We start from the raw sequence: 16,681 nt of genomic DNA on the forward strand, positions 1-16,681 counted from the left end.
TTTATCAGCGCTTATCTTTGCGTTTATTTAATCTTTTCTCACGGCTCTGCTGATGGCTGAGCTCCTGCTGGGCTTTTTTCTTGTAGCCCGGTTTTACGTTTTTCGGTTTTGGTTTTTTAGGCAGTGCCTTCTGGTCCTGCTTTTTAGATGCGGCACGGAAACTTTTCCGGTCCACTGTTTTTACGAACTCCCCTTTGCGAAGCTCGACCAATTCACACTTTATACCTTTCTTTTCAAGCTTTTGAAGAGAGGCCAGCTCATCTTTTTCGATAAGGGTATAAGCTTCTCCGCTCAAACCGGCACGTCCCGAACGGCCGATACGGTGGACATAATATTCCAAATCGGTAGGCAGGGTGTGGTTAATAATGTGCGTAATACCCGGAATATCCACTCCGCGTGCTGCCAGATCGGTAGCCACTAAATACTGGATTTCCAAACTGTGCACCCGGCGCATAACCTGTTTTCTTTCTCTCGGAGACAGTCCTCCGTGAAGAACGTCTGCATTCAATCCCTTTTCAAGGAAAGCCGCATGCACTTCATCTGCTTCTTCTTTCTTATTGGCAAATACAATTGCTAAATAAGGCTGAATCGAGGAAGCGATACGTACCGTTTCTTCTGTGCGGTCCTTATGCTTAAGCGGTAGAAAGTAGTGATTGATTTCTCTTGGTGCGGCTGACTTGGGGTCAACGTGCACGTGTTTTGGATTGGTCATATACTTTTTCAAAAATGGCTGCAGCGATTCTGGAATGGTAGCGGAAAAGACCATCATCTGCAGGCTGTCCGGCATTAATGCGGCGACTGGATCGATGTCTTCAATAAATCCCATATCAAGCATTTGGTCCGCTTCATCAATAACGAGCATCTTTACGCGGTGAATATCGATGGACTGGGTTTTCACCATATCCCGTAACCGTCCCGGAGAAGCGACGATAATATGAGGAGTATTCTGGAGCTTTTCGATATCACGTTTACGATCGGACCCTCCAACGACACGCTGGGAAGTAATCATTCGGTCTTCCGGCTGTTCGGCAAGCAGTCCTTTTAGAACTTTATTAATCTGTTCCACCAGCTCTCTGGTTGGGGCAGTAATAACGGCCTGGACTTCTTTTACTTCCGGCTCTATTCTTGCTATGATGGGGAGCAGAAATGCCAGGGTTTTCCCGGATCCCGTCTGGGACTGCCCAATGACATCCTTACCATTTATAACAGCTGGAATCAGCCTTTCCTGAATGTCTGTAGGAGAATTTAATTTCTGATTCTCCAGTGCCTCTATTAGAAAAGCAGGCAGTTTGTATTGCTCAAAAGCTTTCATATTCATGTTTGTTCCTCCGTCTTTGATTACCCTGTGGGTATCCTATTGAACCGACCCCTATTTTATCACAAACTGCGCTTCTTCACAGGGTTCCTGTCCATATTCTCCGCTTCGTCCTGCTTTTCATTTTATAAGGAAGCTAGTATACTATAAGGGACATGCTAAATGCATGCAGAACCCGTCCCGGTATAACAGCCGGGACAGGATAACGGAAGTATGTTTCAGAGGAGGCAGTTATGGAAGTATTAAAAATTTCACCCCGCGGTTATTGCTACGGAGTGGTTGACGCGATGGTAATGGCACGACAGGCTGCAAGCAACCTGGACCTGCCGCGCCCCATCTATATCCTGGGAATGATCGTTCACAACAAGCACGTTACAGATGCATTTGAAGAAGATGGTATCATTTCACTCGACGGAGAAAACCGTGTGGACATTCTAAAGCAGGTAGATCACGGTACCGTCATTTTCACAGCTCACGGCGTCTCACCTGAAGTACGCCAAATTGCACAGGAAAGAGGGCTTACAACTGTCGATGCCACCTGCCCTGATGTTACAAGAACGCATGACTTAATTCGTGCCAAGCGCGATGAAGGCTTCGATATTATCTATGTAGGCAAAAAGGGGCACCCCGAGCCTGAAGGAGCCATCGGCGTGGCACCTGACGTCGTTCACCTTGTGGAGACGCTTGATGATGTAGAAAATCTCAACATCCAATCAGATAAAATCATTATTACCAATCAGACGACGATGAGTCAGTGGGACGTTTCCGACATTATGAATCGTGCGATGGAAAAGTATCCAAAAGCTTCGATTCACAATGAAATCTGCATGGCAACGCAGGTCCGTCAGGAAGCCGTTGCTGAACAGGCCAGCCAGACGGAACTTGTGCTCGTAGTCGGAGACCCGAAAAGTAACAACTCCAACCGTCTTGCCCAGGTTTCCGAACAGATTGCCAATACCCCGGCTCATCGTATTTCTGACATCAGCGAACTGCAGCTGAGCTGGCTTCACGGTATTAAAAAGATCGGTGTTACATCCGGTGCATCCACCCCTACACCTATTACGAAAGAAGTAATTACCTTCTTACAGCAGTACGACGAAAACGATCCAACTACTTGGAAAACAGAGAAAAAAGTAGAAGGATCAAAAATCCTTCCTAAAGTGAAAGCGAAAAAATAAAGAGGCCATGCCGGCCTCTTTTTTTATATGAATAAAAACGGCTCCGTCGATGCTTCGGAAGCTATCCATTCAACACCCTCTATACGATTATCGTCTAACTTCTCCATATAACGCTTTGTACCGGTTTTCATGATTTTTTCGACATTGTGTCCCGGATCTATCATACTGAGCCCGTCTAACATCGCGTCCTGGGCGGTATGATAATAAATATCCCCGGTTAAATAAATATCGGCGTTCTTAAGAAGAGCCTGCTTCCAGTACTTATTGCCGTCCCCGCCCAGAAGTGCCACTCTCCGGACTTTTTTATTCCGGTCTCCTACTACACGCACTGCCGGCACCTCAAACTGCTGCTTTACATAGTCAGCAAAAGTTCCTATGGTCATCTCTTCCTGCAGTAGACCTACTCTGCCCAGCCCCAGTTCCCTGCCTTTTACATCTAACGAATAAACGTCATAGGCCGGCTCTTCATAAGGGTGGGCATCAAGCATAGCCTGCTTGACCCGGCTTAATTTCCCTTCAGGTACGATCGTTTCGATCCGCATTTCTTTTACATATTCCTGACGGCCGGACTCTCCAATAAATGGATCTGCATCAGCTGCCGGCATGAACGTCCCTGTGCCTTCCACAAAAAAGCTGCAGTGGCTGTAGTCTCCCAAACTGCCGGCTCCCGCATCGCCGATGGCTTTACGAACAACGTCCGTATGGGACTCAGGAGAAAACACGACAATTTTTTTCATTTTTTCCGTCTGGGTTGGCGCCAGCACTTCCACACCTTGGAGACCCAAAGCATCTGCCATCATATCGTTTACTCCTCCAGGCGCAATATCCAGATTCGTGTGTGCGGCGTATACAGCAATATTGTTCTTTATACATTTTTCAATCAGCGGTCCCTGACCATAATCCGTATCAATTTCTGTAAGGGGACGAAATATGAGGGGATGATGCGCAATAATCAGCTCTGCTCCTGCAGAGATAGCTTCTTCGATCACCTCATTTGTGACGTCCAATGCAACCAGCACCCTGCTTACCGGTTTATGAAGCGTACCGAGCATCAGCCCCACCCGATCTCCTTCGACCGCATAAGCACGCGGGGACCATTCTTCAAATACATCAATAATTGTGCGGCCATTTACTTCTTGTGTCATGAGAATACCTCCTTATACCAATCCTGTTTTTCCTGCAGGAGTTTCTTTTTACTTTGAACATGTTCTTTGCTTTCAGCTTTATCTATCTGCCTGCTGATAGATTCCCAATTTTCTTTTTCCCTTTTCCACTGGTTTATAAAAGCCGTTTCTTTTTTTTCAGCAAGAAATGGGCCGAACAACAACGCCGCTCCCCGGCTTATACCTGCCTGCCTGTATGGCTTTTCGGGGTCTCCCTTTTTAGCAGCAAGAATTTCATAGTAATGATTTTCTTCTTCAATCATGCATTCATCCGTAAGCTCCCAGTTGTTGGCCAAAAGCCACTTCCGGACTTCCACAGCTGCTACATTCGGCTGAAGCACAAGCTGGGAAGGCAGTTCATTTATCAGCTCTCTGCCCTCTTCGAGAATGGAAACAATTAACGGGCCTCCCATTCCGGCTATCATGATCGTATCGATGTTGTCCTCTTTTTCCAGCACGGAAACGCCGCTTCCCATGCGAAGTTCAATTTGGTCTTCCATCTCATACTTTTGAATATTTGTTCTGGCTGCTGCAAGCGGCCCTTCACGCAGATCAGCAGCAACGGCTTTTCTGGATTTGTTCTGCCGGCATAAATAAATCGGCAGGATACCGTGATCGGTTCCGATATCTGCTACGTCAGCGTCCTGTTCTACCAATGCCGCAATCGCAGCAAGCCTTTTAGAGATTGTTATATTTATCATATCGGCTTTCCTTTCTATGTATAGGTCCTTCGTTATCGTACCATATCCGCCTCTTTTCTCCGCACAAAAAAAACAAAAAGAAGGCTTCCCCTCTTTTTGTTTTATTCTTCGAGCGACATTAAGTACTCTGCTATTGCATCGCCTTCTTCGGCATTGGCTGCAATTCCGCCGGGCATGCTTCCGATGCCTTCCTGGGCAATAGTAGAAAGCTCTTCAGCTGAAAAATTGGACCCTGCATCATTGATAGCCGGGTACTCTCCCTGGCCTTCCAAGTTCTCGCCATGGCAGGAGATACAGTTTTCAGCGACCAGCTCTTCACCGTAAGCTACTGGATCTTCATCAATGGAAGCTTCTCCCGTTTCTTCTGCTTCTCTTTCTGCCTGCTGGTTCAATCCAATAAAAGATAGACCCAGTGTTAAAAGGAGACCAACAACAGCGATTAATAAAAATGGAATAAGCGGTTTTCTTTTCACACACTCTCCCCCTCTTCACTATGTATCAAATCATGTATACGTATTCTTTTTTATTTTACTTTATATTGAACAATTAAAAAAGGCTAAAACCAATATTTATGAGAGCGAATACATAAAGAAGGGAGAGGCTGCTGAAAAAGCAGCCCCTCTTTCAAAAAAACCTCACTGTCCTATTTGACTTATTCTTCAGTTTCCAGCCATTCATCGACTGTATCACGGTTTTCATCAATCCATTTTTGGGAGGCTTCTTCGGCTTCCATATCATTTTGCGCCACATCGAGCATTACCTGGTTCATATCTTCAGCTGTCCAATAGAAGTTATCAAGAATTTGATAGGCTTCCGGATTGTCTTCTTCCAACCCTTCTCTGACCATCGTCCGTATTTCACCGTCTGCTTCAAATACGCCTTCAGGATCTTCCAGGAATTTCAAATCGTACGTATTAAATTTCCAATGCGGCTGCCAGGCTGTTACGATTACCGGCTCTTCGTTATTGATCTTACCACCCAGTTCAGATGTCATGGCTGCGTCCGTACTCGCTAATAGCTCAATATCGAGGTCGTATACTTCCAGTGCCTCTTCTGTTGCCAGCATAATGCCCGCGCCGGCATCAATTCCGGTAATATGTTCTGCTGTGTCTGCTGTTATGTCTTCAATACTATCAATGTCCATGTATTCAGGTACGGCAAGCCCTGTTTTGTTTCCTTCCAGATTTGGTCCAAGATCAACCATCTCATCTCCGTAACGCTCGTACTCTGCGTCCATATCCGTTGGAAGCCAGGCTGCTACAAAACCATCGGCATCTCCATTAGCCACACTGCTCCACATTGGCGATTGGTCTACCTGTGTTAACGTTACGTCCTGACCGGCCTCTTCCAACACAAGTTTAATTACATTGGATGAAGCAATCTCTGATTCCCATGCCACGTAGGTTAAATTGACTTCACCGCCGCCTTCTTCTGACCCCTCTGACTCTTCACTTCCTCCGCCGCAGGCGGCCAGGCCTATTGTTAATCCACCTGCTATTGATAACCCGGCTGTTTTTTTCCACATGCTGTTCATCTAAATCCCCCTTTATTAAATTCAATAAATTAAAAATAAATTTAATTTTTAATGCAAAAATAAAAGCAAGAACCGTTATGCTTTCCCCCTTTTTTCTCTGCAATAAAGTAATTGTCTCTTTTATCATACGTGATTTAGTCGAAAAGTCAAAAAAATATATAAGTTTTCATTAAAAAAAGCCGCCGGATCGGCGGCTTTACAGATATTTATTTAATCAAGAAAATCTTTCAAACGCTTACTCCGACTTGGGTGGCGGAGCTTCCGAAGAGCTTTTGCTTCAATTTGGCGGATTCTTTCTCTCGTTACACCAAATACTTTACCGACTTCTTCAAGCGTTCTTGTACGCCCATCATCCAGTCCAAAACGTAGACGAAGAACGTTTTCTTCACGATCTGTCAGCGTATCAAGTACATCTTCAAGCTGTTCTTTGAGAAGTTCATATGCTGCAGCATCAGATGGAGCCAATGCTTCCTGATCTTCAATAAAGTCGCCGAGATGGGAATCGTCTTCTTCACCAATTGGTGTTTCAAGAGAAACCGGCTCCTGGGCAATCTTTAAAATTTCTCTTACCTTATCCGGTGTTAAGTCCATTTCTTTGGATACTTCCTCCGGAGAAGGCTCGCGTCCAAGGTCTTGTAGAAGCTGACGCTGGACACGGATCAGTTTATTGATCGTTTCCACCATATGCACAGGAATCCGAATCGTTCTCGCCTGGTCGGCAATCGCGCGTGTAATAGCCTGTCTGATCCACCATGTAGCATAGGTACTGAATTTATACCCTTTGTTGTAGTCAAACTTTTCAACGGCTTTGATCAGCCCCATATTGCCTTCCTGAATTAAATCGAGAAAGAGCATGCCGCGTCCAACATAACGCTTGGCAATAGAAACAACAAGACGGAGGTTTGCTTCTGCAAGTCTGCGCTTGGCTTCCTCGTCTCCTTCTTCAATAAGCTTCGCCAGGGACACTTCTTCTTTCGCAGAAAGCAGGTGCACGCGTCCTATTTCTTTTAAATACATACGAACGGGATCATTAATCTTAATGCCCGGAGGAACGCTCAGGTCATTGAGGTCGAGTTCTTCCTCTTTAGCTACACGATCCATGCTTGGAACAACTTCTTCCCCTTCGTTGAGAATATCTACTCCCTGCTCGCCGAGGTATTCAAAAAATTCATCCATTTGCTCTGAATCCTGCTCATAAGGGGCAAGCTTCTCAGAAATTTCCGCATAGGATAAATTTCCACGTTTTTTACCTGCTTCTAGTAATTGTTCTTTTACTTGATCGATGGACATATCGCCTTCCGCCAATGGGCGGATCGGTTTCTCAGCCATTCGATCCCCTCCTTCCGTTCATCTCATTAATTCCATTATTTATCTCTATTGTTCATTATTCTAATGCAGTTAGAATTTGATTCTAGCATATCTCTGCCAGTGGATTCCAATAAACTGCCTGCAAAAAAATAGGGCTATTTTCCTTTATGGAGAGAGAGGAATAGCCTGGAAGAACCGCTGTTATAATCCTGATGATTTACGAAGCTCCAACAGCTCCATAGCAAGCCTGAGGGCAGTTTCATAATCTTTTCTTTGTTCTGCTTCTTTGATCTTTCGTTCTTTCTCTTTAACCAATACCCTTTCCGGGTATCTCTTAATCTGATAGACATAGTCAGACATTTCATTTTCCGATAAATCAGCCTGAATGTCAAGCAATGATATCTCCGATACAATATTTCTAAGTTCCCCGTCTTCTAAATAGGATAAAAATTCACCGGCATCCGGGTCATTTCCTTCAGCATAATAAGCATAGAGGTGGGCCGCTATTGCCATATGAGCATCAAAGTTAAATTCTCCCCCAAGTACTTCCTGCACCCGAAACGCGGTGTTCTGATCCTGCAGCATATGGGCGATTAACTGCTTTTCTGCGTTCATATAGGCCGGAAGCAGCTGATTCTTCTTATAAGAGTTGGGTTCCGGCATCGGCGCCGGCGGCGGTTCTTCCATATACGAAGATGGAGGCCGGTTTGGTTCCCGGCGAACCTTGGTGAGCCGGTCTTTTTCTTCATTCAGTGCATCGAGAGATAAAGAAAATTCTTCTGCCAGCTGCCTCAAATAAATATCCTGCTCTACAGCACCAGGCAGTTTTACTATTTCCTTAATTACGGTTTCGACGTAAGCCAGTTTATCTCCTTCATTATTAAGGTTTTTATTTTTACGCAGGTATTTCATCTTAAAAGAAGTAATCGATACAGAAGAAGATAAGATATCCTTTTTAAATTTTTCGCTTCCGTGTTGTCTAATATAATCATCCGGGTCTACTTTATCAGGCAGCAGAGCTACCTGTACATTCACTTTTTCTTTTTCAAACAAAGCCGCTGCTTTCCAGGCCGCTTTCTGTCCGGCTTCATCTCCGTCATAGCATAAAAGAACCTGGTCTGTATTTCTTCTGATCCACTGTACCTGTCTTTCAGATAAAGAAGTCCCCAGTGCGGCCACGCCGTTGGTTATTCCTGCACCCGCTGCTGCAATAACATCTGCATAGCCTTCAAAAAGAACAGCCTGGTTTTTTTTACGTATTGGACCACGGGCCAAATGAATACCATAGAGTGATTCATGTTTTAAAAAGATGGAGGTTTCCGGTGAATTTAAATATTTCGGTTCCTGTTCGCCAAGGGACCTGCCCCCGAACGCCTTCACTTTTCCTTTGGCGTTATGAATAGGAAACATAATCCGGTGCCGGAAACGATCATATACATCCCAGCTTGCTTCTCTTCTGAATAGAAGTCCCCCGTTCACCATTTCCTCTATATCAAACTCTCTTTTTTCAAGGAGCTCCTTGAGCATTCTCGGTTGATTGGGAGAATAGCCCAGCCGGAAGGTTTCCATCTGTTCCACCGTAACGCCTCTGTTCAGCAGGTATTCATATGCTTCTTTTCCCTGTTCGGTATTCATTAAAAGATGATGGTAATACCTTGCGGCAAGTTCATGCGCTTCCCACAGCGGACTGGCCTCTTCTTCTTTCTGATAAGCCGTCCCCGCCTGTTCCGGAAGCGGAATATTTGCTTTTCCGGCCAGTTTTTCAACTGCTTCTACAAAAGGGAGGTTTTCTTTTTCCATTACAAACGTAATGGCATTTCCTCCGGCCCCACAGCCAAAGCAGTGGTACAGTTGTTTATCTGATGATACCGTAAATGATGGGGTTTTCTCATTATGAAAAGGGCACAGCCCTGAATAGTGCTTGCCTTGTTTTTTCAGGGAGACATAGTCACTGACTACATCAACTATATCCAGGGAGTCCCGGATTTCATTAATTGTTTGTTCAGGGATACGTTGTGCCATTTTCTATCCTCTTCCTTTACAAGCAGCCTATTGGGACATACCGCTGTGCCTTGCCTCCAGAAATGAGGCAAGTGACTCTTTAAACTGTTTTTTATCCGCTGCTTTTAACGGCGGCGGGCCCTTTTTCTTAAGCTTTCCCTGCTTAATCAGAAGGCCTTCATATCTTCCGGCAAGAAGCGTATCTATTTCTTCCTTTCGGAATACTCGTCCTTTCGGGGAAAGAACAGCCGCTCCTTTTTGCAGAAGCAGCGCAGCGAGGCCGTGATCCTGCGTGATCGCAATATCTTCTTTTTTCATATGGTTCATTATATACATGTCGACCGCTTCCGGGCCGCTGTCCACCATAACTGCTTTGGAATAATACGGTTTGGAGGAAACATGGTCGTAGCTGTGCACGAATAATGAAGGGATCTGCCGGGCTTGTGCAAGTGCATCAATTTCTTCTTTGACAGGGCAGGCATCTGCATCCGTATAAATTATAATAGGTACCGCCTCCGCTGTGAATGTGAAACAACTGCCGGCGTCTGATAGTACGGCAGCAGTTGTTTATTATTTTTGAAACATATTGGAAATTAAATTAGCAGTTTCTTCTACTGCTTTATTGGATACGTCGATCACTGTACAGCCGATTTTGTCCATTATTTTCTCTGAGTAAACAAGTTCCTGATTAATACGGTCCAGGCTTGCATAGCTTGCTTCTGGTCGAAGACCAAGTGCTTTCAATCGTTCGGCCCGGATATTGTTAAGCTTTTCCGGACTGATTCGCAGGCCGATACATTTTTCCGCCGGAATCTTATAAAGCTCTTCCGGAGGCTCAACTTCAGGGACTAAAGGCACATTTGCCACCTTAAGCCTTTTGTGGGCCAGATACTGCGACAGTGGGGTTTTTGAAGTTCGGGATACACCTACAAGCACAATATCGGCTTTCATGATGCCGCGTGGATCTCTTCCATCATCATATTTCACTGCAAATTCGATCGCTTCCACTTTGCGGAAATAATCTTCATCCAGGCGGTAAACCAGCCCCGGTTCATACTTTGGCTGCGTATTTGTCATGTTCACCATTTTATCGAGCATCGGGCCGATAATATCCACTGTCTCTACTCCGGCTTCTGCAGCGCGCTCCAGTAAGTATTGATTTTTATCGGGAATCACTAAAGTGAACGCAATCATCGCATGTGCTTCTCTTGCCAGTTCAATTACTTCATCAATAGTGCCCTCATCTTCTACGTAGGGAATCCGGCGTATTTCCATTCCTTTTTCCCCAAATTGGCTGGCTGCAGCCTTTACTACAAGCTCAGCCGTTTCTCCAACGGAATCAGACACTACATAAACGATTGGTCTTGGTTTTGTTTTTACCATAGTTCCTCCCTTTCCAGATGCCTCCGTACGTTCGTCACATGTCGTCATGGGCCAGATCAACAAGAAGTTTTGTAATGTTTGTTTTTGTTACTCTTCCTGTCACTTCCATTTCCCCATTTTTCTGGTCCTTTACAACAGGAAGTGCATCAATTTGTTTTTCGATCAGCTTGCTGGCTACTTCTATAATTAAATCATCTTTGCTGCAGACCGTTATATTAGGCATTCTTGTCATAATAATGCTTACCGGCATTGCTTCGAGCTCCTGCTTGCCGATACTGGCACGCAGCAGATCTTTTCTGGAGAGCACCCCGACTAAAGAGGACTTCCCATTAACAACAAAGAGCGTTCCCACATCTTCAAGAAACATGGTTACGATCGCATCATACACAGAGCTTGCATCGTTTACGACAACGGGTATGGATTGATATTCGTTTACCGTAATCTGCCTGATTTTTTCATTAAGCAGCTGCGTGCCTGTTTTCCCTGTATAAAAATAGCCGACTCTCGGCCTAGCATCGAGATACCCGGACATTGTAAGAATCGCCAGATCGGGCCGGAGAGTTGCTCTCGTAAGAGAGAGCTTGTCTGCAATATGCTCTCCGGTAATGGGCCCTTCTGCTTTTACAATATCTACTATAAATTCTTGTCTTTTTGTTAATTGAATGGTCAACACCGCCTTCATAACATACGACATGCTATGTTAGTCTATCTTTTATTATATCTTATCGGACCGGCGCTGACTATGCAGACTTCTTAGCGTGCCGCCTCGGTAAACACAAGAAATCTGAAATCTGCAAAGGTCTGGATGAGCCCGGCAATCTGCACCATCTGTGCAAGACGGTTCTGTTTAACTGCCTCGTCTTCGCTCATTACCATAACGTGCTCAAAATAATCATTTATGGCAGGGGAAAGCTTTTCCAGCTCCTGCAGTGCGGCTTCCATTTGGTTTTCCTGCAGCAGGGACGGAAGAGTAGACGCCAGTTCTTCATGGGCTTTCATCAGCTGTTTTTCCTGGTCGTTTTCCATTAAGTCTCTTTGCACCGAAACCGCTTCTGTAGACGCCTTTTTTGAAATGTTCGTTATACGGCTTAATGCTTCCACCGTTTCTTTAAAGGACGCTTTATTTTTCTGCGCCTGCAGGAACTCCGCTTTGTTTACTAAAATATACATATAGCCTATGTCTCCCTGTAGAAGAGCATCGCAGACATCATGGCTGATCGAACGATCCAGCAGAAGGTTACGGATCCGCTGTTTGAAGAACTCCTGAAGTTCCACAGCAAGCTCCTCTTCCGGACGCTTCAGTACGCCTGCTTTTGCAGCCAGTTCCATCGTCTGCTGAATCATCCCCTCTATCGTAACCGGAAGCTCCTGAGCCAGCATAATCGCAACGGCTCCTGCCGCCTGTCTTCTAATACCATTGGGATCCTGCGACCCTGAAGGGACCGCTCCAATACCAAACGCTGTGACGACCGTATCCATTTTATCAGCGAGTCCAATCACCGCCGCCTCTTTTGAGGAAGGTGTCATATCTCCTGCAAAACGCGGCAGATAGTGCTCTCTTATCGCGCCTGCCACGGTTTCATTCTCTCCAGCAAGCAGCGCATACTTTTCGCCGACAATACCTTGAAGCTCTGTAAACTCATCCACCATAAGGGTGACCAGATCAAACTTGGATAACAACGCTCCACGTTTAATGTTTTCCTGTGCTTCATCCGACAGGCTGATCTTTTTTGCCACAGCCAGGCTCAGTCCTTGAATGCGTCGTACTTTATCCCCTATCGTACCAAGATTTTCCTGATATACAATATTGTCGAGCTTTGCCGCTGCCTGCTCGGGAGGAAGTTTCTGATCTTCTTCGTAGAAGAATCTGCCGTCGGCAAGCCGGGCCCGCAGCACTTTCTCATTTCCTTTTCGAACGTTTTCAATATGCTCTGTATTTCCATTACGTACGGTTACAAAATTAGGAAGCAGCTGGGCATTTTCGTCCTCTACCGGAAAGTAGCGCTGGTGCTCTCTCATAGAAGTAATCAGTACTTCCTGGGGAAGCTCCAGGTAGGAGGCATCAAATGCGCCCGACAAAGCGGTCGGATACTCCACCAGGTTGTTTATTTCTTCAAGCAGGTCTTCGTTTATAGGTACAAGCCAGTTTTCTTTTTCTTCAATCTCGGCAATCTGCTTACGGATCATTTCTTTTCGTTCGGACGGTTCTGCGACGACCCATTCTTTTTCAAGGACAGCTTCATACGCAGCCGGGCTTTCAATCACTGCATTAGCTCCAAGAAAACGATGGCCTCTCGTTTCACGGCCTGCCTGAACTCCTGCCATCTCCACAGGAATCACATCTGTACCGTACAAAGAAACAATCCACTGTACCGGCCGTACGTAGCGCATGGAGTGGCTTCCCCACTTCATGCTTTTTGGAAATGTCATCTTGGATGCTTCTGTCCCGAGTTCCGGAAGAAGTTCAGCCGTTGGTCGTCCCCTTTCTTCTTTTTTAGCAAATACATACTCTACATCTTTAACGGATTCGATATACAAATCATCTTCAGACAGGCCCTGGCCTCTCGCAAAACCGACAGCCGCCTTCGTCCAGGATCCATCCTCTGCCTGGGCAATCCGGCGTGCGGGCCCTTTTTTCGTTTCTACAATATCTTCCTGTGAATCTGCTGCCCCTTCAATACGGACCGCAAGCCTTCTTGGGGTGGAAAATACGGCAATAGCTTGATAGGCAATTCTTTTTTCCTTCAGCCATGCCGCTGTTCTGCTTTCCAGCTGCAGCATAGCATCTGTTACAAAGCGGGCCGGCATTTCTTCGAGGCCGATTTCCAGTAAATAGTCTTTATTCGCCATGGGAAGACTCCTCCTTTTCGTTAAGCAGCGGAAACTGCAGACGCTCTCTTTCCTGATAATAAGATGTGGCACATTTTCTGGCCAGACGCCTGACCCGACCGATATAGCCGGCTCTTTCCGTTACGCTGATGGCGCCTCCTGCATCGAGCAGGTTAAAGGTATGGGAGCACTTGAGCACGTAATCATATGCGGGAAAGACAAGCGCCTCTTCAAGGGCTCTTGCTGCTTCTTTTTCGTACGTATCAAATTCTTTAAAAAGCATTGCTGCATCTGCTACTTCAAACGCATATTTGGAATGCTCGTATTCCGGCTGTTTGAAAATATCTCCGTATAAAAAGCCGTCCACCCATGTAAGATCAAAGACGTTTTCCTTGTCCTGGATATAGGAAGCCAGTCTTTCGATGCCGTACGTAATTTCGACAGCTACCGGACTTGCTTCCATCCCGCCAACCTGCTGAAAATAAGTAAACTGGGTAATTTCCATACCATCGAGCCAGACTTCCCAGCCCAGGCCCCAGGCGCTCAGCGTAGGCGCTTCCCAGTTATCCTCCACAAAGCGGATGTCATGCTCTTTCGGATCAATTCCGAGCTTTTCCAGACTTTCTAAGTACAGTTCCTGTATATTCGGTGGAGACGGCTTCATAATGACCTGAAACTGGTGGTGCTGGTACAAACGGTTGGGGTTCTCTCCGTAACGCCCATCAGCCGGACGTCTTGAAGGCTCCACGTATGCCACATTCCACGGCTCCGGGCCGATGCTTCTTAAAAAAGTCATTGGGTTCATCGTTCCCGCACCCTTTTCTACATCATAGGCCTGCATCAGAATGCAGTTTTGATCGGACCAAAATTTCTGAAGCGTTAAAATCATATCTTGAACGTTCATCTAATCCCTCCATTGAATAACTACTTTTTTTAAGCACATAAAAAACCGTCCCTATACCACATCTATGGTATAGGGACGGTTGTATGCTCCGCGGTTCCACCCTACTTGCTTTCTGCCGGACAGCAGAAAGCCGCTCTTCGTTTTATATGCTCCAGGATGCCTTCGTCTTCATAAACAGCGCAGCTTCCACTATCCTGCGCTCGCTGATTGTTTAGAGAAAGAGTACTATTTCCCTTCAATGCACTATTAAATGTAGTTGAATCATACTTAAATCCATACTTTCTGTCAAGTATCCTCCACAGGATTCCATTTTTCCATCTGCTCCATAAACCGCTTGGAGCGAAGGTAAAGGCCGGAATACTCTTCGTAGTAGGTATCCATGACCTGACGGAGTTCTTTTTTGGTTTCCGGTTTCAGCGTAATGCTGCCGAGACGCTTTAAATCCAGATAGTAAAAGGTACGCAGCAGCTGGATCGCTTTTGGGCTGATATCCATCCGGTATTCATCGCGGTGACTGCAGCGGTGGCAGAGAAACCCCGCTCCCCTGATGGAAAAGCTGAACGTCCCTTCTTTGTTTCCACAATTGATACATTGATCCAGCTGCGGCTTGATACCCGCTGCATCTGTCATTTTCAGTTCAAAAATCCGTATAAGCGTTTCGGCATCGTCGCCTTCTTCCACATGCTCGAGAATCTGCCAGAACAGTTCAAACAAAAAGGGATTCGTTTCCCGGTCGTTGGTCAGCTTATCAAGAAGCTCGGCTGCATATGCGATATAAGACGCTTTCCACAAATCTTCCCGAATGTGGCGGTAGGACTTAATAATATCTGCCTGATTGAGCGAACTCATGCCGGAGCTGCTGTAATAGAGAAAAATGCCGTAAACAAAAGGCTGGGCTGCCCCGGCGAGCCGGTTTTTTGGCTTTTTGGCTCCCTTTGCCATAACGGCCACTTTCCCGGCCTCTCTGGTGTACAATGTCAGCACTACATCCGCTTCTCCGTATGGAACGGTTCGAATCACTATTCCTTCAGCTTTTTTCAGCATGACATCGATCCTTTTTTACGTAACGTTAATAATCGTTCTGGTCATATCCATGTTCTTTAAGCTGGTAGGAGCTGTTTCTCCAATCTTTCTCTACTTTGGCATAGAGCTCCAGGTACACGTTGGAACCTAGCAGTTTCTGAATATCCTGCCTGGCCAGCTCGCCGATTTTTTTCAAAAGGGCACCCTGCTTTCCGATAATAATGCCTTTCTGTGAAGAGCGTTCGACGGCAATAACAGCCGATATATACACAGCCCCGCCTTTTCGTTCTTTCATTTCTTCTATAATAACGGCGACCGAATGAGGAATTTCATCGCGGGTTAACTGCAGCACCTTTTCCCGGATTAATTCGCTTACGATAAAACGCTCGGGATGATCTGTAATTTCATCTTCCGGATAGTAAGCAGGACCTTCTTCCATGTACTCGAGAATCTGCTCCATCATTGTCTCTACGTTATTGCCTTTTAAAGCAGAAACCGGCACTATCTCGGCAAAATCATATAAATGACGGTACTTTTCGATTACCTGCATTACCTGTTCCGGCGTCATTTCATCAATTTTATTTACAATAAGAAATACCGGCGTTGATGTTTCTTTTAATTTATTAATAATGTATTCTTCACCGGGACCGTACTTCTCTGTAGCATCAATCAAATAAAGAATAATATCTACTTCTCTAAGTGTTTCTGTTGCCATCCGCACCATGTAATCTCCAAGCTTGTGCTTAGGCTTATGAATGCCTGGGGTATCAATAAAAATAATCTGGGAATGTTCGTCCGTGTAAAACCCCTGAATTTTGTTTCTTGTTGTCTGCGGCTTATCGCTCATGATTGCAATTTTTTGGCCGATCACATGATTTAACAGAGTGGACTTGCCGGCGTTCGGCCGGCCGATTAATGCAGCAAACCCTGATTTAAATACGTTGTCTGTCATCTCATATCTCCTGCCTGAAAAGCTCCCGGCAGAAGCTCCTGCATCGTAGTTTTCACTATATTTCCTTTTAAATTGCTTAAAATAATGACAGCTTCCGGTGCCATAAATTCGGAGAGAACCTGTCTGCATGCACCGCACGGGGCAACAGCAGCCTCTGTATCAGCTACAATGGCAATCTCTTCAATATCCTTGTCTCCACTGCTGACTGCTTTGAAAACCGCTGTACGTTCAGCACAGTTGGTTAACCCGTAAGATGCATTTTCTACATTGCATCCCGTATATACTGAGCCGCTTTTTGTTTTTAGGGCGGCTCCGACCTTAAATTGCGAATAAGGCACATGAGCGAATTCTCTTACCTGTTTTGCCTGTTCAATTAACGTTTCCATAAAA

General features: G+C 45.6%; 16 protein-coding genes. 1 reads left to right on the forward strand and 15 read right to left on the reverse strand.

Features of this window, described 5'->3' with window-relative positions:
* Positions 1-4: 4 nt before the first annotated feature.
* Entirely contained in the window at positions 5-1,318 is a 1,314-nt protein-coding gene (locus tag AC5W2J_RS06940) for a DEAD/DEAH box helicase (protein WP_496058750.1), read from the reverse strand.
* A gap of 230 nt (positions 1,319-1,548) precedes the next feature.
* On the opposite strand from AC5W2J_RS06940, the gene AC5W2J_RS06945 reads away from it, so the two are divergent.
* Positions 1,549-2,493, forward strand: a complete 945-nt coding sequence (locus tag AC5W2J_RS06945; RefSeq protein WP_496058751.1) for a 4-hydroxy-3-methylbut-2-enyl diphosphate reductase — start codon at positions 1,549-1,551, stop codon at positions 2,491-2,493.
* 23 nt (positions 2,494-2,516) lie between these two features.
* On the opposite strand, the gene AC5W2J_RS06950 is transcribed toward AC5W2J_RS06945, so the two are convergent.
* The 14 genes from AC5W2J_RS06950 to AC5W2J_RS07015 all read right to left on the reverse strand — a co-directional run bounded on the left by AC5W2J_RS06950 (position 2,517) and on the right by AC5W2J_RS07015 (position 16,677).
* On the reverse strand, positions 2,517-3,638 hold the full coding sequence (locus tag AC5W2J_RS06950) for a Nif3-like dinuclear metal center hexameric protein (protein ID WP_496058752.1): 1,122 nt from the start codon (positions 3,636-3,638) through the stop codon (positions 2,517-2,519).
* On the reverse strand, positions 3,635-4,357 hold the full coding sequence (locus AC5W2J_RS06955; protein WP_496058753.1) for a tRNA (adenine(22)-N(1))-methyltransferase: 723 nt from the start codon (positions 4,355-4,357) through the stop codon (positions 3,635-3,637). The genes AC5W2J_RS06950 and AC5W2J_RS06955 overlap by 4 nt, the downstream gene beginning before the upstream one ends.
* A gap of 101 nt (positions 4,358-4,458) precedes the next feature.
* Positions 4,459-4,830 (reverse strand): c-type cytochrome, encoded by a 372-nt coding sequence (locus tag AC5W2J_RS06960; RefSeq protein WP_496058754.1) that lies wholly within the window; start codon positions 4,828-4,830, stop codon positions 4,459-4,461.
* Positions 4,831-5,009: 179 nt separating this feature from the next.
* A complete protein-coding gene (locus AC5W2J_RS06965) occupies positions 5,010-5,891 on the reverse strand; it encodes a glycine betaine ABC transporter substrate-binding protein (protein WP_496058755.1) in 882 nt (293 codons plus the stop codon).
* Between the two features lie 210 nt (positions 5,892-6,101).
* Positions 6,102-7,220, reverse strand: a complete 1,119-nt coding sequence (rpoD, locus tag AC5W2J_RS06970) for an RNA polymerase sigma factor RpoD (RefSeq protein ID WP_496058756.1) — start codon at positions 7,218-7,220, stop codon at positions 6,102-6,104.
* Between the two features lie 180 nt (positions 7,221-7,400).
* Positions 7,401-9,221 carry a DNA primase gene (gene dnaG / locus AC5W2J_RS06975; RefSeq protein WP_496058757.1) on the reverse strand — a complete coding sequence of 607 codons (1,821 nt, stop codon included), beginning with the start codon at positions 9,219-9,221 and terminating at the stop codon, positions 7,401-7,403.
* Positions 9,222-9,248: 27 nt separating this feature from the next.
* Positions 9,249-9,704, reverse strand: coding sequence for a YaiI/YqxD family protein (locus AC5W2J_RS06980; protein ID WP_496058948.1), 456 nt, complete (start codon positions 9,702-9,704; stop codon positions 9,249-9,251).
* A 66-nt stretch (positions 9,705-9,770) separates the two neighbouring features.
* Positions 9,771-10,583, reverse strand: a complete 813-nt coding sequence (locus AC5W2J_RS06985) for a pyruvate, water dikinase regulatory protein (RefSeq protein WP_496058758.1) — start codon at positions 10,581-10,583, stop codon at positions 9,771-9,773.
* Positions 10,584-10,617: 34 nt separating this feature from the next.
* A complete protein-coding gene (gene ccpN / locus AC5W2J_RS06990) occupies positions 10,618-11,265 on the reverse strand; it encodes a transcriptional regulator CcpN (protein WP_496058949.1) in 648 nt (215 codons plus the stop codon).
* Positions 11,266-11,336: 71 nt separating this feature from the next.
* Positions 11,337-13,433 (reverse strand): glycine--tRNA ligase subunit beta, encoded by a 2,097-nt coding sequence (gene glyS / locus AC5W2J_RS06995; protein ID WP_496058759.1) that lies wholly within the window; start codon positions 13,431-13,433, stop codon positions 11,337-11,339.
* Entirely contained in the window at positions 13,423-14,316 is an 894-nt protein-coding gene (gene glyQ / locus AC5W2J_RS07000; protein WP_496058760.1) for a glycine--tRNA ligase subunit alpha, read from the reverse strand. Before glyQ ends, glyS begins: the two co-directional genes overlap by 11 nt.
* Positions 14,317-14,601: 285 nt before the next feature.
* On the reverse strand, positions 14,602-15,360 hold the full coding sequence (recO, locus tag AC5W2J_RS07005) for a DNA repair protein RecO (protein ID WP_496058761.1): 759 nt from the start codon (positions 15,358-15,360) through the stop codon (positions 14,602-14,604).
* A gap of 25 nt (positions 15,361-15,385) precedes the next feature.
* A complete protein-coding gene (gene era / locus AC5W2J_RS07010) occupies positions 15,386-16,291 on the reverse strand; it encodes a GTPase Era (RefSeq protein ID WP_496058762.1) in 906 nt (301 codons plus the stop codon).
* Positions 16,288-16,677, reverse strand: a complete 390-nt coding sequence (locus AC5W2J_RS07015; RefSeq protein WP_496058763.1) for a cytidine deaminase — start codon at positions 16,675-16,677, stop codon at positions 16,288-16,290. Before AC5W2J_RS07015 ends, era begins: the two co-directional genes overlap by 4 nt.
* Positions 16,678-16,681: the final 4 nt, after the last annotated feature.

This window comes from Sinobaca sp. SA16-1 (genome assembly GCF_059510515.1).